Origin of the sequence: Halomonas organivorans, from assembly GCF_014192055.1 — a bacterium.
In the GTDB taxonomy this organism is placed as follows: Bacteria; Pseudomonadota; Gammaproteobacteria; order Pseudomonadales; family Halomonadaceae; genus Halomonas; species Halomonas organivorans.
In genome coordinates, this window is the sequence record NZ_JACHXM010000002.1 from 310,613 (window position 1) to 331,443 (window position 20,831).

The following is a 20,831-nucleotide window of genomic DNA, read 5'->3' on the forward strand; positions in this document are numbered from 1 at the left end:
GGGAGGATCCAGCCGCCGACAGCCAATGCAATACAAAAGTCGAACCAACTTTCTCTCATAAAACGTAAAATCATATAGTTACAGAAAACATCACTTCCATCTCACCGTGCCAGGCATGGCCTGGGCTCTCCAGCATGCACCATCTGGCCCCATGAGCGTGCCGCCCCGCTTCATCCTGGCGCATCGCGCCCTGCAACTTGATGGAAATCCCTTCCATGGAGCATTCTGGCGTTTTATCCATGTGCGGAGACCTTCCATGTCCCAACCTCGCCTCGGCTTCATCGGCATCGGCCTGATGGGCGACCCCATGACCCGCCGCCTGCTGGCCGCCGGTTTCGCGGTCAGCGTCTGGAACCGCTCGCCGGACAAGATCGTCGGCGTGGCTTCCGCCGGCGCACGCGTGGCCGGCTCACTCGGCGAACTCGTCGAACACTCGGACGTCATCCTGCTGTGCCTGGCCAATACCGCCGTGGTCGAGGCGGTGGTGTTCGGCGAGGCTGGCGTGGCCGCCCATGCTCGCCCGGGTCAGCGCCTGATCGACCTGTCCAGCAGCGACCCCGCCGCCACGCGTCACTTCGCCGCCAGGATGAAGGCCGACCGCGGTGTCGACTGGGTGGACGCGCCGGTCTCCGGCGGCGTCGCCGGCGCCGAGGCCGGGGAGCTTGCCATCATGTGCGGCGGTGCCGCCGAGGACATCGAGGCCGTGCGCCCCGTGCTCGCGCCGTTGGCCGCCCGCGTGACCCATATGGGGCCGGTGGGCAGCGGCCAGGTGACCAAGGTCTGCAACCAGATGATCGTCGGCTGTCAGGCCGCGGTGATCGCCGAGACGATCGCCATGGCCGAAGCCAGCGGTGTCGATGCGACTCGGCTCGACGAGGCGCTGGGCGGCGGTTTCGCCGACTCCAAGCCGTTTCGCATCCTCGCGCCACGCATGGCGGCGCGCGACTTCACCGCCCCGCCCTGGCACCTTCGCACCTTGCTCAAGGATCTGGACATGGCGGTGGCACAAAGCGGGCGAGTGACCAGCGCCACGCCGATGAGCGCCCTGGCGGCTCAGCTGATGCGCGGCCATGCCGCCCGCGGTAACGGCGAAGCGGACCCGGCGACTCTGGTCGAGGCCTATCGCCCCCGGGAGGGCGACTGAGCGCCCAGCGCGCGGTCCTCGAGCCGCCGGGCGTCGTCGATGCGGCGACAGGCAGCCATAGGCCACGAGGGCAATATCGGATATTTATAGCCCAAAAAGGCTATTAAATTGAAAAATAGCCTTTATGGGCTATTCTGACGAATCAACGGAACACGGGAGACCGCCCCATGGCCATCCGCCTCGCCGTGCTCACCGGCGATGTCATCGACTCACGACGCATCGACGACGCCCGGCGGCTTCGCCGGGTGCTCGATGCCGTTCTGACGCGTCTCGCCGACCGCCACGATGGCGCCTACCAGCGCTACCGGGGCGACGGCTTCCAGCTCGCCCTGGGCCGGGCGGATGCGGCCCTGGACGCCGCCATGGCGCTGCGCGCGGCGCTGATCGCGAACTCGGATGCCGACCGACGCTGGGATGCCCGCCTGGCGATCGCGGTGGGCCGCGACCGATGGCGTCCAGGGCACGAACTGGCTTCGGCCGACGGCCCGGTCTTCGTCGCTTCGGGCCAGGCCCTGGATACGCTGGACGAGGGAGACGCACATCTCTCCCTGAACCTGACCGACGGCCCCATCGAGCCGTGCCAGACGCTGCTGCTACGCTATCTCGACGCCCTGGTCGATGGCTGGTCGCCTTACGCCGCCGAGATCGTCGGCCTGCGCCTGGAGCACGACGAGACACAGCAGGCCCTGGCCAAGCGCCTCGGCATTCGCCAGCCCAGCGTCCACAAGCGGCTACGCGCCGCGCGCTGGCCGCTCGTGGCCGATACCCTGACGCACTTTCGCGAGCGCTTGGCCCAGGAGGCTCCCACCCCATGACCCCCACGGCACTGGCGACGCTGATCGCCCTGATCATCGCCCACCTGGTCGGCGACTTCCTGCTCCAGCCGCGACGCTGGGTCGAGGCGCGCCAGCGCGACAAGGCCCGCGCCGGCGTCCTCTACCTGCATGCCGGGCTGCACGGGCTACTGGCGCTGGCCGTCCTGGTCGTCGCCGGCGTCGACCCACTCGCCGCCGCGGCCCTCGCCTTGACCATCGCCGCGAGCCACGCGCTGATCGATCTGGGCAAGGCGCATCTGGACCCGCGTCGCCTGGCCTGGTTCCTGATCGACCAGGCCCTGCACCTGGCCGTGCTGGTCGGCATCTGGCTGATCTGGCAAGGCAGCCTGGCCCCGGTGACCGAGGCGACCGCCTGGCTGGCCAGGCCCGAGGTGCTGACCCATGCCCTGGCCTATCTGCTGGTCACCCGCCCCATGGCCATCGCCATCGCGCTGGCCATGCGCCCCTGGAGCGAGGAGGTCACGGACCCGGGTACCCTGGTCGCCGCTGGCGCCCGCATCGGCATCCTCGAGCGCCTGCTGGTGCTGACCCTGGTGCTGCTCGACGAGCTGACCGCGGTGGGCTTCCTGCTGACCGCCAAGTCGGTGCTGCGCTTCGGTGACCTGCGCGCCCGCCGCGACCGCAAGCTGACCGAGTACGTGCTGCTTGGCACCCTGCTCAGCGTCACCGCCACCCTGGCGCTCGGTCTGGTCGTGCGCCAGCTGCCCTGGAGCGGTTGAAGCCATGCGCCGCCGTCCATCCCTGACCCTGGCGATCCTCGCCACCCTGCTGCTCGGCGGCTGCGCCAGCGTGGAACGCCCCGCCGGCGACGCCGGCTACGCGATCGACGACGCTCATGCCTCCGGTGCCCACTCCAGCCGGGTGCGCTATCTGGTACTGCACTACACCGACGAGGACGAGGCGACCTCGCTCGAGATTCTCACCGGGCCGCACGTCAGCGCCCACTATCTGATTCCGCGCCATCCCGATCGCGATCTCGGCGCGCCGCGCGTCTATCGCCTGGTCGACGAGTCCCGCCGCGCCTGGCACGCCGGCGCCAGCGCCTGGGCGGGGAGACGCCACCTCAACGACACGTCTCTCGGCATCGAACTGGTCAACGCCGGGCCGGACCACCTGCCCGATGCCTCAGCGGGCGACGGTCCGGTGACCTGGGCGTCCTTTCCCGATGCCCAGATCGACGCGCTGATCGCCCTGCTCGAGGACGTGATCGCGCGCCACGATATCGCGCCCACCGACGTGCTGGGCCACGCCGAGATCGCCCCCACCCGCAAGATCGATCCGGGGCCGGCCTTCCCCTGGCAACGCCTGTATGCGGCCGGCATCGGCACCTGGCCAGCGCCGGCCGACGTGGTGCGCTTCCGGCGCGCTTTCGCCGCGGGCCCGCCGACGCTCGCCGTGCTGCAGCGGGCGCTGGCGGCCTGGGGCTATGCGGTCACGCCGAGCGGCGAGCTCGATAGTGCGACCCAAGGCGCGCTGCGCGCCTTCCAGATGCGCTATCGGCCCAATGATTATCGTGGCCAACCGGACGCCGACACCGCCGCCCGGCTGTGGGCGCTGCTCGCCCGCTACCGCCCCGAAGCGCTGTCCGACCCGGCGCTCGCCTGGCCGGCGTCGACGCCTGGGGCGACGCCGGCGCCGCGAGGGTAGTGGATGACGTCGTGGAAGCGCGCCGGCCCCGGGCCCGGGTTGCGATAGGCGTGGGGCCGGTCGGCGGCGAAGCGCAGCCCCTCGCCCGTGGCCAGGCGGCGCCAGGCGCCGTCCACCGCTACCTCGAGCTCGCCCTCGATCACCACCAGATGCTCGACCACACCCGGGGCGTGGGGCGCCGACTCGCTGACCGCGCCCGCGGCCAGGGTGCCCACCAGCAGCTCGAAGCCGAGCGCGGGGTCGAAGGGAAACAGCGGCACGGCCGCCATTCCGGCCGCATCGCCCTCTGAGACCGGCGCGGCCTGACGCGCGGCTCCGGCCGCGCCATCGTCCGGCGCGAGGGCCTCGGATTCGAACAGGCTCGAGAACGGCACGCGGAAGCCGCTGGCGATCTTCCACAGCGTCGCCACCGTGGGGCTCGATTCGCCGCGTTCGATCTGGCCCAGCATGGCCTTGCTGACCCCGGTCTCCCGGGCGGTGCGATCGAGGCTCCAGGCCTCGGCGCGGCGCAGCGTCCTGAGCCGTTCGGCGATATGCTGCGAGATCTCCTGCATCGGCCTCTCCCGGTCGCGTTTGAACAGTTCTGATAGATCGTTCGGATGGATGGAAAGGCGCCATTGTAGCGCGGCCGCCGCGGCGTGCCTGCCCATTTGTGCGTTATAGCGCACGGTGCTAGGGTAGCGCCATCGTGCGCTATAACGCACAGCTATCCGGAGCCCCCCCCCATGTCCATGCCAAGCCGGCCAACGCCGAGCCCCGCCACCGCCGAGCGTCCCTCGCTGTGGCGCGACAGCAGCCTATCGACCCTCACCGCCGGCTTCATCGCCGTGCTGATCGGCTACTCCAGCTCGGCGGCGATCATCGTTCAGGCCGCCGAGGCGGCCGGCGCCAGCCAGGCCGAGATCGGCTCCTGGCTGTGGGCGCTGGGCATCGGCTCCGGCATCACCACCCTGGTCTTCTCGCTGCGCTACCGCATGCCGCTGCTCACCGCCTGGTCGACCCCGGGCGCGGCGCTGCTCGCCACCAGCCTGCCGGGGCTACCGATGAGCGAGGCGATCGGGGCCTTCCTGTTCTCGTCGCTGCTGATCACCCTGTGCGGCGTGACCGGGCTCTTCGAGCGCCTGATGCACCGCCTGCCGCGAGCACTGGCCTCGGCCATGCTGGCCGGCGTGCTGCTGCGCTTCGGCCTCGACCTGGTGATGACCGTGGAGCACCGGCTGGTGCTGCCGCTGGCGATGGGGCTGACCTATCTGCTGGCCAAGCGGCTGTGGCCGCGCTACGCCATCCCGCTGGTGCTGGCCGTGGGCTGCCTGGTGGCCCAGGCCCAGGGCCTGCTGGATCTCGCGGCGATCACTCCGGCGCTGGCGGTGCCGGCCTATACGGCGCCGAACTTCGAGCTAGGCACCCTGATCGGCGTCGGCATTCCGCTGTTCGTGGTCACCATGGCCTCCCAGAACCTGCCCGGCGTGGCCGCCCTGCGCGCCGCCGGCTACCAACCGCCGATCTCGCCGCTGGTCGGCGGCACCGGGCTTGCCGGCCTCGCGCTCGCGCCCTTCGGCGGCTTCGCCCTCAATCTGGCGGCGATCAGCGCCGCGGTGTGCCAGGGCCCGGAGGCGCATCACGACCCGCGGCGACGCTACGCTGCCGGGGTCGCGGCGGGCGGCTTCTATCTGCTGCTGGGGCTGTTCGGCGCCACCGTGAGCTCGCTGTTCGCCGCGCTGCCCGGTGAACTGGTGGTCGCCATCGCCGGCCTGGCGCTGCTGCCGACCCTCGGCGCATCGCTGGCCGACGCCCTGGGCGATGCCGCCCAGCGCGACGCCGCCCTGCTCACCTTCCTGGTCACCGCCTCGGGCATTGCGCCGGGCGGCATCGGAGCGGCCTTCTGGGGCCTCGTGGCCGGGCTGGTGGCGCTGGCCGTCGGCCGCTGGCGCGCCGCGGGCAGCGGTGCATGAGCCATGTCGCCCTCAGCACCGCTGGCGTCGCCGCCGCACTGCGTCGCCCCGGGCGTATCTGCTACGGTGCCGCGACCCAATAACAAATCCCTCCCTGGAGCATGCCCATGGCGAACCCGACTCTATCCATCTGCCGGGGACGCGACATCGCCCCGCACCTGCCGGCCCTGGCCCAGTTGCGCATCCGGGTCTTCCGCGACTTCCCCTATCTCTACGACGGCGACGAGGCCTACGAGGCCAGCTACCTCGAGCGCTATGCCGCCAACCCGGAAAGCTTCTTCGTGCTGGCCTTCGACGGCGACACCCTGGTCGGCGCGGCTACCGGCCAGCCGCTGGACGACGAGGTCGACGACTTCCGCGCCCCCTTCGAGGCCGCCGGCTACCGCCCCGAAGGCGTCTTCTACTACGGCGAGTCGGTGCTGCTGCCCGAATACCGCGGCCGCGGCATCGGCAAGGCCTTCATGGAAGCCCGCGAGAGTCACGCCGAGAGCGAGGGCTTCGGCCATGCGGCCTTCTGCGCCGTGGAACGCCCGGTCGACCATCCCCTCAAGCCCGACGACTACCGGCCGCTGCACGACTTCTGGAAGGCCTGGGGCTATCGTCGCACGCCGTCGCTCTCGACCTCCTTCGCCTGGAAGGACATCGATGCGGACGAGGAGACCGCCAAGCCGATGATCTTCTGGCTCAAGGCCCTGGATTCATGAGCGTGAGCGGCCAGCCAACGGTGACCGTGGCAACCGCCCAGTATCCCATCGAGGCGTTCGCCAGCTTCGGCGACTTCCAGGGCAAGGCGTCGCGCTGGGTGCAGAATGCCGCGAGCCGGGGCGCCGAGCTGCTGGTGTTCCCCGAATACGGCGCCATGGAGCTGGCCTCACTGCTGCCCGCCTCCGAGCAGGGCGACCTGGTGGTCCAGTTGCACGGCCTGCAGCCCTGGCGCGACGCCTTCGTCGAGACCTGGCGCGCGCAGGCCCGCGAGCATGGCGTGACCCTGCTCGCCCCCTCTCTGCCCTGGCGGCTCGATGACGGCCGCTTCGTCAATCGCGCCTGGCTGTGCGGCCCGGACGGCGATCTGGGCTTCCAGGACAAGCAGGTGATGACGCGCTTCGAGAACGACGAATGGGGCGTGGAGGCCGGCCAGGGCCTCAGGGTCTTCGACACCCCGGCCGGGCGGCTGGGCGTGCTGATCTGCTACGACAGCGAGTTTCCGCTGCTGGCACGGGCGCTGGTGGACGCCGGCGCAGATCTCTTGCTGGTGCCGAGCTGCACCGACACCGAGGCCGGCTTCCAGCGGGTACGGCTCAGCGCCCAGGCCCGCGCCATCGAGCAGCAGGTGGCGGTCGTGCACTCGCCCACGGTGGGCGAGGCGCTATGGTCACCGGCGGTGGACATCAACATCGGCCGGGCCGGCGTCTATACGCCCTGCGACCACGGTTTCCCGCCCGACGGCGTGCTGACCCAGGCCCGGGACGCCACGCCGGGCTGGCAGCTGGCCCGCCTCGATCTGGCCGCGATCCGCGCCCTGCGCGACCGCGGCCAGGTCAACAACCACGCCGACTGGTCTCTGCAGGACGCCTGCCTGGCTGCAGGCGTCGCCCACGAATCGCTCACCTAGCGCCTCATCCTCCCGCTTCGAGGCGCGGCCTCGAGGCGCCCCGAAGGGGGGATTCAGACCGAGCGCGTCTCGGCCTGCTCGGCCGATTGGCGCCGCGCCTCTGCTTCCATGCTACCGCTTTTGCCGCCGCTGGCGCTTGATCGTACAATGTCGTTCATATCCGGGCCGCTCATATCCGGGCGGCCCGACCGCCCCTCCCTGACAGACGCTTTCGAGGACATCCCCGACCCATGCGCGCCACGCAACTGTTGATCTCTACCCTCAAGGAAACGCCCGCCGACGCCGAAGTGGTCAGCCATCAGCTGATGCTGCGCGCGGGGATGATTCGCCGCCTGACCTCAGGGCTCTACACCTGGCTGCCGCTGGGCCTGAAGACCCTGCGCAAGGTCGAGCGCATCGTCCGCGAGGAAATGGATCGCGCCGGCGCCCAGGAAGTGCTGATGCCCGCCGTGCAGCCCGCCGAGCTGTGGCAGGAGTCCGGCCGCTGGGAGCAGTATGGCCCCGAGCTGCTGCGCCTCAAGGATCGCCACGATCGCGACTACTGCGTCGGCCCGACCCACGAGGAAGTGATCACCGACCTGGTACGCAAGGAGATCGCCAGCTACAAGCAGCTGCCGTCGAACTTCTATCAGATCCAGACCAAGTTCCGCGACGAGATCCGCCCGCGCTTCGGCGTGATGCGCTCCCGCGAGTTCATCATGAAGGACGCCTACTCCTTCCACATCGATGAAGCCTCGCTGATGGACACCTACCAGGTGATGTATGACGCCTACGTGCGCATCTTCACCCGCCTGGGGCTCGACTTCCGCCCGGTGATCGCCGACAACGGCTCCATCGGCGGTACCGGCTCCCACGAGTTCCACGTGCTGGCCGACTCCGGCGAAGACGACATCGTGTTCTCCACCGAGTCCGACTACGCCGCCAACATGGAGAAGGCCGAGGCACTGGCGCCCCGGGGAGAGCGCGCCGCCCCCGCCGAGGAACTGCGCCTGGTCGACACCCCGAACGCCAAGACCATTGCCGCACTGGTCGAGCAGCACGGCCTGCCGATCGAGAAGACCCTCAAGACGCTGATGGTGCGCGCCACGGAAGGCGGGCTGATCGCCCTGCTGGTACGCGGCGACCACGAGCTCAACGAGGTCAAGGCCGAGAACCTGCCCGAGGTGGCCAGCCCCCTGACCATGGCCAGCGAAGAGGAAATCCGCGCGGCAGCGGGCGCCGGCCCCGGTTCCCTGGGCCCGGTGAACCTCGACATGCCGGTGATCATCGATCGCAGCGTGGCGATGATGAGCGACTTCGGTGCCGGCGCGAACATCGATGGCAAGCACTACTTCGGCATCAACTGGGAGCGCGACCTGCCGCTGCCCCAGGTCGCCGACCTGCGCAACGTGGTCGAGGGCGACCCCTCCCCGGACGGCCAGGGCACCCTGTCGATCAAGCGCGGCATCGAGGTCGGCCACGTCTTCCAGTTGGGCCAGAAGTACAGCGAAGCGATGAATGCCACCGTGCTGGACGCCAACGGCAAGGCCGCACACCCGTGGATGGGCTGCTACGGCATCGGGGTGACCCGTGTGGTGGCCGCCGCCATCGAGCAGAACCATGACGACGGCGGCATCATCTGGCCGGACGCCATCGCGCCCTTCCACATCGCCGTGGTGCCGATGAACGCCCACAAGTCGCAGCGGGTACGCGAGGAGAGCGAGCGCCTCTACCAGGCGCTCCGCGCCGCCGGCTTCGACGTGCTGCTCGACGACCGCGACCTGCGCCCGGGCGTGCGCTTCGCCGACCAGGAGCTGATGGGCATTCCCCACCGCCTGGTGGTCGGCGATCGAGGTCTGGACAAGGAAGAACTGGAATACAAGGGACGCCGTGACAGCGAGGCCACCATGGTCCCCGCCGGGGATATCCTCGACTTCCTGCGCGAGCGGATCGAGGTCCAGTAAGCTCCGGCTCCCGGCCGCCCTGCTGCTGGCGGCCGGCGGCCTGGGCCTGACGACGCCGCTTCCCGCCCGGGAAGCGGTCGACTTCCTCGACGCCCTTGCCCTTCTCCCGCCCCGGGCCCAAGCGACAACCGAGGGAGCGGCGCCCTCGCCCGTGACCCTGCGCCCGACCCTCGCCGCCGCACGTCAAGCGCCTCTCGCGCCCGCTGCGATATGGGCCACCCGCCAGTGGCTCGACGACATGACCCCTCGCCTGGCCGGCTATGTTCCCGACCTCGAGCGACGCAGGGCGCTGCTGGTTCGCATCCATCAGGAGGCGCGCCTGGCCGGCCTGGCCCCGGAACTGGTGCTGTCCGTCATCCAGGTGGAAAGCGCCTTCCGCGCCGACGCCGTGTCCCCCGCAGGCGCGATCGGCCTGATGCAGGTCATGCCGTTCTGGGTTCGTGAACTCGGACTGCCTGTCGACGACCTGACGGATCCCGGGCGCAACCTGCGCTATGGCTGCACCATCCTGGCCCACTACCTGGCAGTGGAAAACGGCGACCTGACTCGAGCGCTGGCCCGCTACCATGGCAGCCTCGGGGAGACCCGATACCCCGAGCGGGTAATGCATGCCCTGGCGACTCGCTGGACACCCTCCGATCAGGCGTTTCCCCGTCGCCTGACCGTCGATCGCTGACCGCGTATCTGGCGCCACAAAAAAAAAGCCGATCCCGAAGGATCGGCCCAGTGGGGGGATAGCCCCCTCCCCTGACGACTGGCGGGTCGGCTGGCTCGGCCTGTGTCGCGGCGATGGTCGTCACGCGCGCCAAGGCGATCCGGCTGCCCATGAAGGCGAACATCATGCCGACGGTGACCGGGCCTGGAACGCCGAGCCTGATGCTGCCAGGCATTGGTTCCGTCGTGATGCATGACCTCACTCTAGCGCTCCGCCGACGGAGATACGCTGACCTGAGTCAAGTTAGGCGTTTGGCCGGGCGAAACGCGCCACCGTGGCTTGATCCAGGTCAGGTTCGGGCGCGGCAGGCACGAGAAGCTTCAGTCGTCGGCGGGAACCACCAGGCCTAGCGCGGCCAGCGCATCGAACAAGCCTCCTACATCGTCGTCGAGGCGCGCGGGGGAGATATCGGGGAAACGCACTCTCAGCAGCGCCACGATCTCGAGCCGGCTCAATGGCTCGAGCCCCAGCAGCCGCCAGATGCTGTTGGCCAGAGGGTTGAGCCGATGCACGTCACCGCGATCGTCGACCAGGAAGCGCTCATCACCGAGGACATACTCGGCCGTCACCGGCCGTCGGCGCCAGGCCATCTCGTCAGGCCAGTCGACAGCGCTCCGGTCGCTCCCGAACGCCTGGATTTCGGGACGATCATCGCAGGCGTGCGCCCCCACCAGGCGTGCGACGGCCGCCATCGGATCATCAAAGCGCAGCATTCGACAAGGCAGGCGCTTCATCATGGGCAGCAGTCGTGGCAGCAGCTCGGCAGGCTCATGATGCGTGCCGGCGAGACTCTGGCCCAGCAGGCGCAGCAGCCCCTCCCCGGGCGACACCTGAGTCAGGCTCGGCACCGCCTCGCCACACCGTTCGAGCAATATGATGCTGCCCAGCGGACAGCGCTCGCCGTGCGATGCCAGGCTTTCCCGCCCCAGGTCGAGATACCGGTAGCGGTCATCGCCAACGCCTCCCCGGCCGGCAACGTAGCCGGCCAGGCGGGACGACAGCGTGTCCGGCAAGGGCAGACGCAGACGCGGGGCGATACCCAGCGCCATGCCCGCGCCCTCGGGCGTGAGCAGCAACACGTCGTCAGCGAACACGCGATATCCGGCGGCTGCGAAGGCCGCACAGAGCAGGCTCTTGCCGGCTCGGTGAGTCGCAGGAAAGACCAGCAAGCGCCCGTTGACCTCCACCGCAGCGCAGTGCAGTCCGATGGCCTGCGGCCAGGTCGCAAGAACCTCGGGAATCAGGTCGGCGACCAGGCACGATGCCACGGTAGCGACGCCCGTCAGCCGGCGGGAGCGCGATTCCCCTGCCGACCATAACCGATAGGCCTGTCCCTCACGCCGCCCGCGAAGCGCGATGCGCCCCGCCACCGGCCGGCGCGCCAGCGGCCAGCCGGGCATTGCCGCCTGCAGCGCCGCGCTCAGGTCCGGCGCATCCTCCAGGCGCAGGCGGACGTTCAGCCCGGCCGGCTGCAGATCCTCGATCAGGGTCGCCATTACCAGCGGCTGGGGTGGCTGAAGCTGGGACGGCTATGACGAGACCACGAGTGGTGATGGTGATGATGCTTGTGATGATGGCGACGCCGATGGTGATCGCGATGACGGCGATGCTCGCGATAGTCGTCGACGTAGCGGCGTTCGCGTGCCCGCGGCTCGCTCTCGTAGACGATGCGCCAGCGGCCATCGTCCCAGCCACCGGCATGGGACTGGCCGACGCTGGTCAGGGTCGGGGCCGCATAGGCGGCCATGCCGACCAGGCCGAGGGCGGCCAGGAGGCGTCGACGGCGAGGACAGGTCGGGGATGAGGCATCCGTGTTGCGCATGGTGAGGCATCCTTGTGGGCCGGGATGCTCCTAGCCTACCTCCTGCGCCGGCGCACGACGCCCGACCAACCGCGACTTCCGTGATCGCTGCATATTGCCACCCGCCGCGTCGCCAGCCGACGACGGCGGGTGGTCGCGCCTGGCGACGCTCAGACCATCTTCTTGTCTTCCACCTGATCCGGCGTGGTCCCCGGAGGCAGGGGATGCCCCTTGGCGAGCTCGGCGCGGGTGGCCTCGCGCACCTCGAGCACTTCCAGGCGATAGTGCAGGGTCCGCCCGGCCAGCGGATGATTGGTGTCGATCACGACGCTATCGTCGCGCACCTCGAGCACGGTGACGATCTCGGGGCCATCGTCACCCGGAGTCTGAAAGCGCATGCCGGGGGCCAGGTCAGGCACCGGGAAGGCGTCGCGACCGACCTCACGCACCAGCGCCTCGTCGCGCAGGCCATACGCCTCGCCGGGCGCCAGGGTCACGCTGAGCTCGGCGCCGGCCTCGCGGCCTGCCAGGGCACGCTCGAGCCCCGCCATGAGGTTGTCATGGCCGTGCAGGTACTCGAGCGGCGTCTGACGGGAACGAGAGTCGTCGAGGACCTGGCCGTCCTCGTCACTGAGCACATAGTGCAGGCTGGCGACCCGCTGGGGGGCAATGGTCATGGGCGTTCTCCGGAACAGGAAATGGGATCGGCATCGCAGCGGCTCGGCTCGGGTATGGCGCGCTCGCGGATCGGATGCATGACGAGGCGCGCTCAGTCGCGACGACGCAGCTGGGTAACGGGCATCTCCAGGCGCTGCTGCTGGTGCAGCATGTTGAGCAGCACGATGGCACGTTCCTCGCCCTTGTGGCTGGAGAAGATCGCCTGAAGGTCCTTGAAGGGCCCCTCGGTGATCTCCACCGCCTCGCCGGCGCGAAAATAGACATGGGCCGTATCGTCCTGGTCACGCTGGGCGTGCCGACGCAGGGTCGCCACCAAAGCGTCGCCGACCGGCACCGGCATCCCGCCACCGAAGGTGACGAGCTTGAGCACGCCGCGCGTCGAGCGGATAGGCCGCCAGTTGCTGACCAGGCGGTCGAGGCGAATGAACAGGTAGTAAGGGAAGAGCGGCTCGCTCACCCACTCGAGTTTACCGCGGCGCTTCTTCTGGACTTCGAGCACCGGATGGAAGATCTCGTAGCCCTGATTGCCCAGGTGCTCGGCAGCGCGAAAGGACTCGCCGCCCTTGCACTGGATGGCGTACCAGCGGGGCACCGCATCCTCGGCGTCATCCTGGCGAATGTCGTCGTCACTCATGTCGTTGTCGGTCGCATCTGGCTGGTGTCGGCGCCGGGGCTCTGCAACAATCGGCGGCGCGTGCCGCCCGCGATGCGAGCCCCGGTTGAGGCCGCCATCTTAGCATCGATGCCCCGGACGTGACCTGACCTGAAGCAAGGAGAGCCTCACCATGCCGACCCCAACCGCGCAGCGCAGCTGGCGCGATGCCCTATCGGTCTACCGGCACGCCCCGGTATTGACCATGCTGTTCCTGGGCTTCTCGGCGGGACTGCCCTTCCTGCTGGTGTTCTCGACGCTCTCGGCCTGGCTGCGCAGCGATGGCGTCGAGGTGGCGGCGATCGGCTTCTTCGCCTGGATCGGCATTCTCTATTCGATCAAGTTCTTCTGGGCGCCGGTGGTCGATCGCCTGGCGCTGCCCGTGCTGACCCGGGCGCTCGGTCAACGCCGCGGCTGGATGCTGCTGGCCCAGGCCATGATAGCCGCCGGCCTGGTGGGCCTGGCAAGCCTCGACCCGCTGGACCATCTACCGCTGGTCGCCGTCTTCGCCTTGCTGGTGGCCTTCGGCTCGGCGACCCAGGACATCGCCATCGATGCCTTTCGCATCGAATCCGCGCCGGAAGACCTGCAGGCGGCCATGGCCTCCACCTACATCATCGGCTACCGCGGCGGGCTGATCGCCGCCGGCGCCGGCGCCCTCTACGTCGCCTCGCTGGTCTCCTGGCACGCCGCCTACCTCGCCATGGCCGCGCTGGTGGCAGTCGGCATGGTCACGGTACTGGTGCGTCCCGAGCCCGAGCGCCTGGCGCTGTCCACCCAGCTGATCCACGAGCCTCGGGTGCGCGCCTTCCTGCGCGCCAGCCGCGGTCGGCCAACCTGGCTGCGCCGCCTGGGCGCCTGGGTGATCGGCGCGGTGGTCTGCCCGTTCACCGACTTCTTCGCCCGCCACGGGCTCAAGGCGCTGGGACTGCTGGCGTTCGTGGCGGTGTTCCGGATCAGTGACCTGGCCATGGCCTCGATGGCCAACCCGCTGTACATCGACCTGGGGTTCAGCCTGGCCGCCATCGCCAACGTGACCAACGTCTTCGGCATCGCCATGAGCATCGGCGGCGGCCTGCTGGGCGGCCTGCTGGTGGCCCGCTATGGCGTGGGCCCGGTCCTGATCCTCGGCGCCACCGCCACGGCGCTGACCAATCTGCTGTTCGTGGGCCTTGCGCTTGCCGGCGACAGCCTGCCGATGCTGGTGGTGACCATCGTCGGCGACAACCTCTCCAACGGCCTGGCCAGCGCGGTGTTTATCGCCTTCCTGTCGAGCCTGACCTCGCGGGCCTACACCGCCACCCAGTACGCGCTGTTCTCGTCGCTGATGACCCTGCCCGGCAAGTTCCTCAGCGGCTTCGGCGGCCTGGTCGTGGAGGCCCAGGGCTACGCCGACTTCTTCCTGCTGGCCTCGCTGCTGGGCCTGCCGGCCATCGCCCTGGCGATCTGGGTCAGCCGCGACCGCCGCCTGGTGGCAACGCCCGACGCGACCTGACGCGGTCGCTCCCGCGTGCCTCGCACCGGGGCACGGCCACTCGCCGGGGATCGCCGGGTCAGGCGTTCAGGCGAGCAGCCAGCCACTCCAGGGCGCCCGGGGTGGTCCGCCACTGGTCGCGCATCAGGGTCCGGTACTGCCAGGCCTCGGCCCGCGAGCCGGGCGCCGAGGCACTGTCCGCGCTCCCCGCAGGACGCGGGTTGTCGGCACACAGCAGCGCCGGGGCATGAGGGTTGTGACGGTGCGCCTCGCGCAGGGCGTCGGCGGCTTCTTCGCCGCGCTCCAGCCGATAAAGCGCCAGCACCCGGCCCATCAGCAGTCCCAGCAGGCCTTCTTCTTCGGACGGCGAGGACAGCGCGGACTCGCTGAGCGCCAAGGCCTCGGCATCGCGTCCTTCGCGCAGCAGCTGGTCGAGCACCAGCTCGCGCAGTCCCAGGCTGTCGCGGTCATCCAGCTCGAGCAGCCGCTCGGCGAGCCGCCGGGAACGCTGCCGGGCGCCGCGCTCCATGCCCACCACCAGCGCCAGCCCCGTGCGCAGCAGCACGGCGTTGTCGGCCACTTCCCAGGTCAGCGACGCCTGCCCCAACTGCCGGGCCTGGTCGAGCCAGCGCTCCAGACGACCGGCCAGCGGCTCGAACAGGCTCGGCGCCATCCAGGGCAGGCTGCCGAAGCGACTGGTCATGGCCAGCGACAGGGACTGCATCACCGCCGGTGAGTCCAGCCACTCCGGATGAGCACACAGCGCCGGCAGCCATTCGCCGGCCTCCGTCCAGGGGTCGGCATCGAAGCCGAGCGGTGCCTCGTTCTCGACCTCGGCCGGGAACACGGCGCGGAAGGCCGCATAAAGGGTGTCCTCCCGGGCACTACGATGGTAGGCAAGCTGCCCCTCCTCGACGCGCAGGTCCAGGCAGGGTGCCGTGGGCAGCGACTCGAGCAGCGCCTGGAAAGCGACCAGCGGCTCCGCCAGGTCCTCCTCGGCGTTGAGCAGCTGCTCTGCCAGCGTCGCCCCGGGGTTGTCGGCCAGGTCGGCGAGGAACTGCAGCTGGTCGGGATCGAGGTCGCCCTGGCGGGAGAGCCGGCGGAACCAGAACCGCGAGCGCTCCCGGGCCTCTTCCTCGTGGCCTTCATGGAGCAGCAGCATGGCCTCGATGTAGGCCAGGGTCGGCGAGTCGGGCAGCGCCTGCTGGGCGCGCACGAAGGCGGCCCGGGCGCTGTCCAGATCATCGTTGTCGAGATGCAGCAGGCACAGCCGCTCCAGCGCCACGCCGCGCAGGAACAGCGGGCCGCGATCGAGCACGGCGTCGAGCAGCGCCTCGCGCTTGCGGTGGAAACCACGCTCCTGATAGAGATCGACCAGGATCTCGAAGGCCGGCTCGGCCTGCTCCGGCAGACGCGCCCAGTCGGCGGTCTCGAACAGCGATTCGAGGATCTGCTGGGCGCGGCCGCGCTGGCCGGACTCGGCGGCGATCAGTCCGGCCTCGAGCAGCGCCTGGGCCGGCGCACGCCCGCTGGCCAGGGCGGCCTTGAGGGTCTCGCCCTTCCAGTCGCGCAGCGACAGCATCCACATCAGATGGCCAGGCACCTCGCCCGGCAAGGTAACGGCCCCGCAGCAGTGCTTGGTCTTGCGCCCGGAATCACACCAGCAGGGCTCGTTGCGCCCCGGGCGAGCCAGGGCCTCGCTGGCGAAGTCCAGGCGCGCCAGCGGGGTCTGCGACCACAGCTCCGGTGCCAGCGCCTGGGCCAGGGCCGGATCGCCGGTCAGCTTGGGTCCCTCCTCGCGTGCCCAGGCCATCAGCGTCGGATAACGCTCGTCTTCGCGAATCGCCTTGAGGGCGCCCGAGGCGAACCCCAGCAGCTGTTCCACCCATACCGCCAGCATTGCCGTCTCCACTGCCGAAAAATCGCACAGTCTACCAGCCAAGCGACGGGCTGGCAGCCGCTTACCGCACAGCCCGAGCGAGCAGCGGCCGCACCCGCGCCGACATGTCCAGGCGCGCGCCGAGGCGCACCAGGTTCCAGTAGTGGCCGTTGAGGGTTCGCGACAGCAGCAGGGTATCCGCCGGGGGCTGCAGGCGGTCCATGGCCGCCCAGACCCGGGGGCTCAGCTCGCGCAGCCGGCGGTGCACCCGCACGTCGCCGAAGTCCTGCGGGCCGGGAGCGAATAGCGGTGCCACGGCCTCGGCGGCCTCGCGGTAGAGCGACAGCGGCGCCCCCTCGCCCTGGCGACCGCCCAGCGCGAGCAGGGCGGCGTCCATCGCCAGGGGATCGGCATCCAGGGTCGCCTCGAGCAGCCGCATCATCGCCGCCAGACGCTCATGAGGCACCGTGATGACCGCTCCCAGATCATAGATCACCAGCCGGCCGGCCGCGTCAGCGGCAAAATTGCCGGCATGGGGGTCGGCGTGCAGTTCGCCGTGGGTGAACAGCTCCTCGGTCAGCCAGTCGGCCAGCGTCGCGGCAAGGCGCTGGCGCACGGCATCGTCGGCACCCTCCAGTTCGCGCAGCGGGGTACCCGGCACATGGCGCATGGCCAGCACTCGCGACCCGCACAGCGCCGGCAGCGGCTCGGGAATCACCAGCCCTGCGAGGTGCGCATAGCGAGCCCGATAGCGCGTCAGGGCACTGGCCTCGGCCCGGTAATCGAGCTCGCCGCGCAGGCTGGCGGCGAGCTCCTCGAACAGCGCCTCGAGGCGCGCCTGAGGCACATTGAACCAGCGACCCAGGCGCATCAGCCGACGCAGCTGGACGAGATCGCTCTCCAGCACCTCGTCGAGGCCCGGATACTGTACCTTGAGTACCACCGTCTCGCCGCCGCGAGTCACCGCCCGATGCACCTGGCCCATGGAGGCGCTGGCGAAGGGTTCGGTCTCGACCTCGGTGAAAATGGTCTCCAGCTCACCATACTGGTCGCACAGGGTCCGCCGAATGGCCTCCCAGGGCATCGGCGTGGCCTGGCGCTGCAGGCGAGCCAGCTCGTCGGCCAGCTCCGGGGGGAGCAGGTCGTCCCACTGGGCCATGATCTGGGCCAGTTTCATGGCCGGCCCCTTGAGCTCGGCGAGCCCTTCGAACAGCGCCTCGCCGAGGGCTCGCCAGTCGGCCTGTCCGCCCAGCCGAGTGCGCAGCATGGCACCGCCGGTGCGGGTCCCCAGCCCCAGCAGGCGTCGTGTACGACCGCGTTCGCGCATGAGCCTTGGCTCTCCGATAAAGTGTGACAGGCATTGTACAGCGGTCACCCATCTTACCCCTGGCGACCCGCGGCAAATACTGTAAGAATCTCCATGACTTTCACCCTATTCGACGTTCACGCCGCCGACGAGATGCCATGCGCCTGATCATCGCCGAGAAGCCCAGCCTGGCCCGGGCCATCGCCGACGCCCTGCCCGCCGCCGTACGCCGCGAGGACGGCGCCCTGGTGGCCGGCGACACCACCGTCACCTGGTGCCTCGGCCACCTGCTGGAGCAGGCCCCGCCCGAGGCCTATGACCCCGCCCTCAAGCGCTGGCGGCTCGATACGCTGCCGATCCTGCCCGAGCGCTGGAAGCTCGCCCCACGGCCCAAGGCCAGGGGCCAGATCGCGGTGATCCGCCGTCTGCTCAAGCAGGCCGGCGAGGTCGTCCACGCCGGCGACCCGGACCGCGAGGGCCAGCTGCTGGTCCAGGAGGTGATCGAGCACCTGGGCTGGAAGGGGCCGGTATCACGGCTGCTGGTCAGCGATCTCAACGCCCCGGCGGTCAAGCGCGCGCTCTCGCGGCTGGAGGACAATACCCGCTACGCGCCCCTCTACCGGGCCGCCCAGGCCCGCTCCCGGGCCGACTGGCTGTATGGCATCAACCTGACCCGCGCCTGGACGCTGGTCGGCCGCCAGGCGGGCCACGACGGCGTACTGTCGGTGGGCCGGGTGCAGACGCCGGTACTGGGCCTGGTGGTACGCCGCGATGCCGAGATCCGCGACTTCGAGCCCAAGCCCTTCTATGTGCTGTGGGCCGATCTCGCCGTCGCCCGCGGCCGGCTGCGTGCCTGGTGGGCCCCCGGCGAGGGGCATCCGCTGGACGATCAGGGGCGGCTGCTCGAGCGTGCCCCGGCGGCGGCCCTCGCCGAGCGCCTGCCCGGCGCCGAGGGCCGGCTGACCAAGCTCGAGCGCCGCGACAGGCGCCAGGCTGCTCCCCTGCCCTACTCGCTGTCGGCGCTGCAGGTCGATGCCGCACGCCGCCACGGCCTCTCGGCCAAGGCGGTGCTCGACATCTGCCAACGCCTCTACGAGCGCCACCAGTTGATCACCTATCCTCGCTCGGACTGCCGCTACCTGCCCGAGGAGCACTGGTCCGGCGCCCGACGTACCCTGGAAGGCGCCTGTGCCGGCGACGACACCCTGCGCGGCTGGCTGGCCGGCGCCGACTTCGCCAAGCGCTCCAAGGCCTGGAACGACAAGCAGGTCGGCGCTCACCATGCGCTTGCCCCCACCGGCAAGACCGCCGATCCGGCGAAGCTGTCGCGCCAGGAGGCCGACGTCTTCCGGCTGATCGCGCGCAACGTGCTGGCCCAGTTCTATCCTGCGCTTTCCACTCGCGAGGTGAAGGCCGAGTTCACGATCGCCGGCGAGCTGTTCCGCGCCCGCGGCCAGGAAGTGCTGGAAGCCGGCTGGAAGCCGCTGTTCACCACCCGCGACGAGACCCCGCCGCTACCGCCGCTCACCGAGGGCGAGGCCTGCCGCGTCGAAGAGGTCGGCGTGGAAGACCGCGAGACCCGCCCCCCCGAGCCCTTCACCGACGCCAGCCTGATCAAGGCGATGATGAACATCGCCCGCTACGTGAACGATCAGGAAGTGCGGCGCACCCTGCGCGACACCGACGGCCTGGGCACCGAAGCCACCCGCGCCGGTATCATCGAAACCCTGGAAACCCGTGGCTATCTCGTACGCGAGGGCAAGGCGCTGCGCGCTACCCGCCTGGGCGACGCCCTGATCGCCTCGCTGCCGGAAGCCGTGGGCCGCCCGGAGCGCACCGCCCTGTGGGAGCAGCGACTCTCTGCCATCGCCGAGGCAGGCGACGCCCCGGCGCCCTTCCTAGATGCCCTGGTGCACGACCTGCGCGAGCTGCTCAGCCGCGCCGATGCCGGCCGCATGCGCCTGGCCCTGACCAATGCCCAGGGTGCCGAGCCGGCGGCTCGCTCGGGCAAGTCGGGCGGCAAGGCGCGCCGCGGGTCGGGACGCAAGAGCGGGAACAAGAGCGCCGGCAAGACGACCGGCCGACGCGGCGGCGCCAGCAAGGCCGCGAAGGACGGCGCCAGCAGCAGCCCCAGGCGCAGACGGAGCTCTTCTTCATGAGCACGCTGATTCTCGGACCCGGCGCTGTGGGGCGCCTGCTGGCCCTGCATCTCACGGATAACGCCCCCGTGACGCTGATCGGCCGTCGCCCCCTGCCGCGCCGCCAGACCCTGATCACTCCGGTCGGCGAAACGCTCTCACGCGAGATCGAGAGCGTCACGGCCGCGACGCTTCCCGATAGGCTCGTCGAGCGCGCCGATATCGTCCATCTGACCACCAAGGCCTACGCCGCCGAGGGCGCCTTCGAAGCCATCGCGCCGCGTCTCGCCCCGAACACGCCGCTGGTTCTGTGGCAGAACGGCTACGGCGTACAGCAGCCGATCAGCGCGGCCTGGACAGGTCCGGTGCTGTGCGCCAGCACCACCGAGGGCGTGTATCTCGACGGCGACGCGCGGGTAGTGCATGCCGGCCGGGGCCAGACCGTGATCGGCGATCTCGCCGGCCGCCACACCGAACTGGCAGGGAGGATCGCGGCGCGGCTCAGTGCGGCGGGCCTTGCCGCCAGCGCGGTCGACGATATCCGCGTGCGGCTGTGGCGCAAGCTCGCCGTCAACGCCGCCATCAATCCCCTGGTGGCACGCTTTCGGATCCGCAACGGTCAGCTTCGCGACCGTCCTTTCCGCCCCATGGTAGACGCGGCAATCGCCGAGGTGGCAGCGATCATGACCGCCGAGGGCATCGCGGCGCCGGAGGATGGCTGGCCATCGCTGGTATGGTCGGTGGTGTCGGCTACCGCCAACAATCGCGCTTCGATGCTTCAGGACGTGCTGGCCGGGCGTCCCACCGAGCATGCCGCCATTCTCGGTCCGCTGCTCGAGGCCGCACGACACCATGGCCTCGACACGCCGACGTTGTCGGCGCTGCATGCTGGCTTTACAGAGAGAATGCCGCTGTAGGATTGAGACATTAGCGTCTGGCAAACGACGGTGTCGCCTGCTAACTTCAATGGATTGAAGCCAAAGACCCGACGTCTCATCTCAAGGCCCGGCATCCATGAACATCCCCCCGGCATGGCGACACTCCCTATCTGCCT

The 20,831-nt window shown here is 69.9% G+C and carries 19 protein-coding genes; 12 read left to right on the forward strand and 7 right to left on the reverse strand.

Features of this window, described 5'->3' with window-relative positions; all coding sequences use genetic code 11:
• The first annotated feature begins 151 nt into the window (after positions 1–151).
• The 4 genes from FHR96_RS04130 to FHR96_RS04145 all read left to right on the forward strand — a co-directional run bounded on the left by FHR96_RS04130 (position 152) and on the right by FHR96_RS04145 (position 3,627).
• A complete protein-coding gene (locus FHR96_RS04130; protein ID WP_183386390.1) occupies positions 152–1,144 on the forward strand; it encodes an NAD(P)-dependent oxidoreductase in 993 nt (330 codons plus the stop codon).
• Between the two features lie 167 nt (positions 1,145–1,311).
• A complete protein-coding gene (locus tag FHR96_RS04135; RefSeq protein ID WP_183386391.1) occupies positions 1,312–1,959 on the forward strand; it encodes a hypothetical protein in 648 nt (215 codons plus the stop codon).
• Positions 1,956–2,699, forward strand: a complete 744-nt coding sequence (locus FHR96_RS04140) for a DUF3307 domain-containing protein (protein WP_183386392.1) — start codon at positions 1,956–1,958, stop codon at positions 2,697–2,699. The genes FHR96_RS04135 and FHR96_RS04140 overlap by 4 nt, the downstream gene beginning before the upstream one ends.
• A 4-nt stretch (positions 2,700–2,703) precedes the next feature.
• Positions 2,704–3,627, forward strand: a complete 924-nt coding sequence (locus tag FHR96_RS04145) for an N-acetylmuramoyl-L-alanine amidase (protein WP_183386393.1) — start codon at positions 2,704–2,706, stop codon at positions 3,625–3,627.
• Here the strand turns inward: FHR96_RS04145 and FHR96_RS04150 are convergent.
• Complete coding sequence (locus FHR96_RS04150) at positions 3,546–4,181, reverse strand: helix-turn-helix domain-containing protein (protein WP_183386394.1); 636 nt, start codon at positions 4,179–4,181, stop codon at positions 3,546–3,548. The genes FHR96_RS04145 and FHR96_RS04150 overlap by 82 nt on opposite strands.
• A gap of 171 nt (positions 4,182–4,352) precedes the next feature.
• Between FHR96_RS04150 and FHR96_RS04155 the strand changes: the two genes are divergently transcribed.
• From FHR96_RS04155 to FHR96_RS04175, 5 genes are all read left to right on the forward strand, one after another.
• Positions 4,353–5,579: a benzoate/H(+) symporter BenE family transporter gene (locus tag FHR96_RS04155; RefSeq protein ID WP_246392764.1), complete on the forward strand. Its 1,227-nt coding sequence runs from the start codon at positions 4,353–4,355 to the stop codon at positions 5,577–5,579.
• A gap of 107 nt (positions 5,580–5,686) precedes the next feature.
• Positions 5,687–6,283, forward strand: a complete 597-nt coding sequence (locus FHR96_RS04160) for a GNAT family N-acetyltransferase (protein WP_183386395.1) — start codon at positions 5,687–5,689, stop codon at positions 6,281–6,283.
• Entirely contained in the window at positions 6,280–7,191 is a 912-nt protein-coding gene (locus FHR96_RS04165; protein WP_183386396.1) for a carbon-nitrogen hydrolase family protein, read from the forward strand. The genes FHR96_RS04160 and FHR96_RS04165 overlap by 4 nt, the downstream gene beginning before the upstream one ends.
• Positions 7,192–7,421: 230 nt before the next feature.
• Positions 7,422–9,134, forward strand: coding sequence for a proline--tRNA ligase (locus tag FHR96_RS04170; protein WP_183386397.1), 1,713 nt, complete (start codon positions 7,422–7,424; stop codon positions 9,132–9,134).
• Between the two features lie 238 nt (positions 9,135–9,372).
• Positions 9,373–9,810, forward strand: a complete 438-nt coding sequence (locus FHR96_RS04175) for a lytic transglycosylase domain-containing protein (RefSeq protein ID WP_183386456.1) — start codon at positions 9,373–9,375, stop codon at positions 9,808–9,810.
• A 359-nt stretch (positions 9,811–10,169) separates the two neighbouring features.
• Here FHR96_RS04175 and FHR96_RS04180 read toward each other — a convergent pair whose 3' ends face one another.
• The 4 genes from FHR96_RS04180 to rfaH all read right to left on the reverse strand — a co-directional run bounded on the left by FHR96_RS04180 (position 10,170) and on the right by rfaH (position 12,962).
• Positions 10,170–11,345, reverse strand: a complete 1,176-nt coding sequence (locus FHR96_RS04180) for a PqqD family protein (RefSeq protein ID WP_183386398.1) — start codon at positions 11,343–11,345, stop codon at positions 10,170–10,172.
• Positions 11,345–11,671 carry a hypothetical protein gene (locus FHR96_RS04185; RefSeq protein ID WP_183386399.1) on the reverse strand — a complete coding sequence of 109 codons (327 nt, stop codon included), beginning with the start codon at positions 11,669–11,671 and terminating at the stop codon, positions 11,345–11,347. The genes FHR96_RS04180 and FHR96_RS04185 overlap by 1 nt, the downstream gene beginning before the upstream one ends.
• Positions 11,672–11,820: 149 nt before the next feature.
• Positions 11,821–12,327 (reverse strand): FKBP-type peptidyl-prolyl cis-trans isomerase, encoded by a 507-nt coding sequence (locus tag FHR96_RS04190; protein WP_183386400.1) that lies wholly within the window; start codon positions 12,325–12,327, stop codon positions 11,821–11,823.
• 92 nt (positions 12,328–12,419) lie between these two features.
• Positions 12,420–12,962 (reverse strand): transcription/translation regulatory transformer protein RfaH, encoded by a 543-nt coding sequence (gene rfaH, locus FHR96_RS04195; RefSeq protein WP_183386401.1) that lies wholly within the window; start codon positions 12,960–12,962, stop codon positions 12,420–12,422.
• 151 nt (positions 12,963–13,113) lie between these two features.
• On the opposite strand from rfaH, the gene FHR96_RS04200 reads away from it, so the two are divergent.
• Complete coding sequence (locus FHR96_RS04200; protein WP_183386402.1) at positions 13,114–14,475, forward strand: AmpG family muropeptide MFS transporter; 1,362 nt, start codon at positions 13,114–13,116, stop codon at positions 14,473–14,475.
• Positions 14,476–14,533: 58 nt separating this feature from the next.
• On the opposite strand, the gene FHR96_RS04205 is transcribed toward FHR96_RS04200, so the two are convergent.
• Positions 14,534–16,354 (reverse strand): SEC-C domain-containing protein, encoded by a 1,821-nt coding sequence (locus tag FHR96_RS04205; protein ID WP_183386403.1) that lies wholly within the window; start codon positions 16,352–16,354, stop codon positions 14,534–14,536.
• A 61-nt stretch (positions 16,355–16,415) separates the two neighbouring features.
• Positions 16,416–17,660 carry an ABC1 kinase family protein gene (locus tag FHR96_RS04210; protein ID WP_183386404.1) on the reverse strand — a complete coding sequence of 415 codons (1,245 nt, stop codon included), beginning with the start codon at positions 17,658–17,660 and terminating at the stop codon, positions 16,416–16,418.
• Between the two features lie 137 nt (positions 17,661–17,797).
• Between FHR96_RS04210 and FHR96_RS04215 the strand changes: the two genes are divergently transcribed.
• Positions 17,798–19,798, forward strand: coding sequence for a DNA topoisomerase III (locus FHR96_RS04215; RefSeq protein WP_183386405.1), 2,001 nt, complete (start codon positions 17,798–17,800; stop codon positions 19,796–19,798).
• Positions 19,795–20,694, forward strand: coding sequence for a ketopantoate reductase family protein (locus FHR96_RS04220; RefSeq protein ID WP_183386406.1), 900 nt, complete (start codon positions 19,795–19,797; stop codon positions 20,692–20,694). Before FHR96_RS04215 ends, FHR96_RS04220 begins: the two co-directional genes overlap by 4 nt.
• The last annotated feature ends 137 nt before the right edge of the window (positions 20,695–20,831 follow it).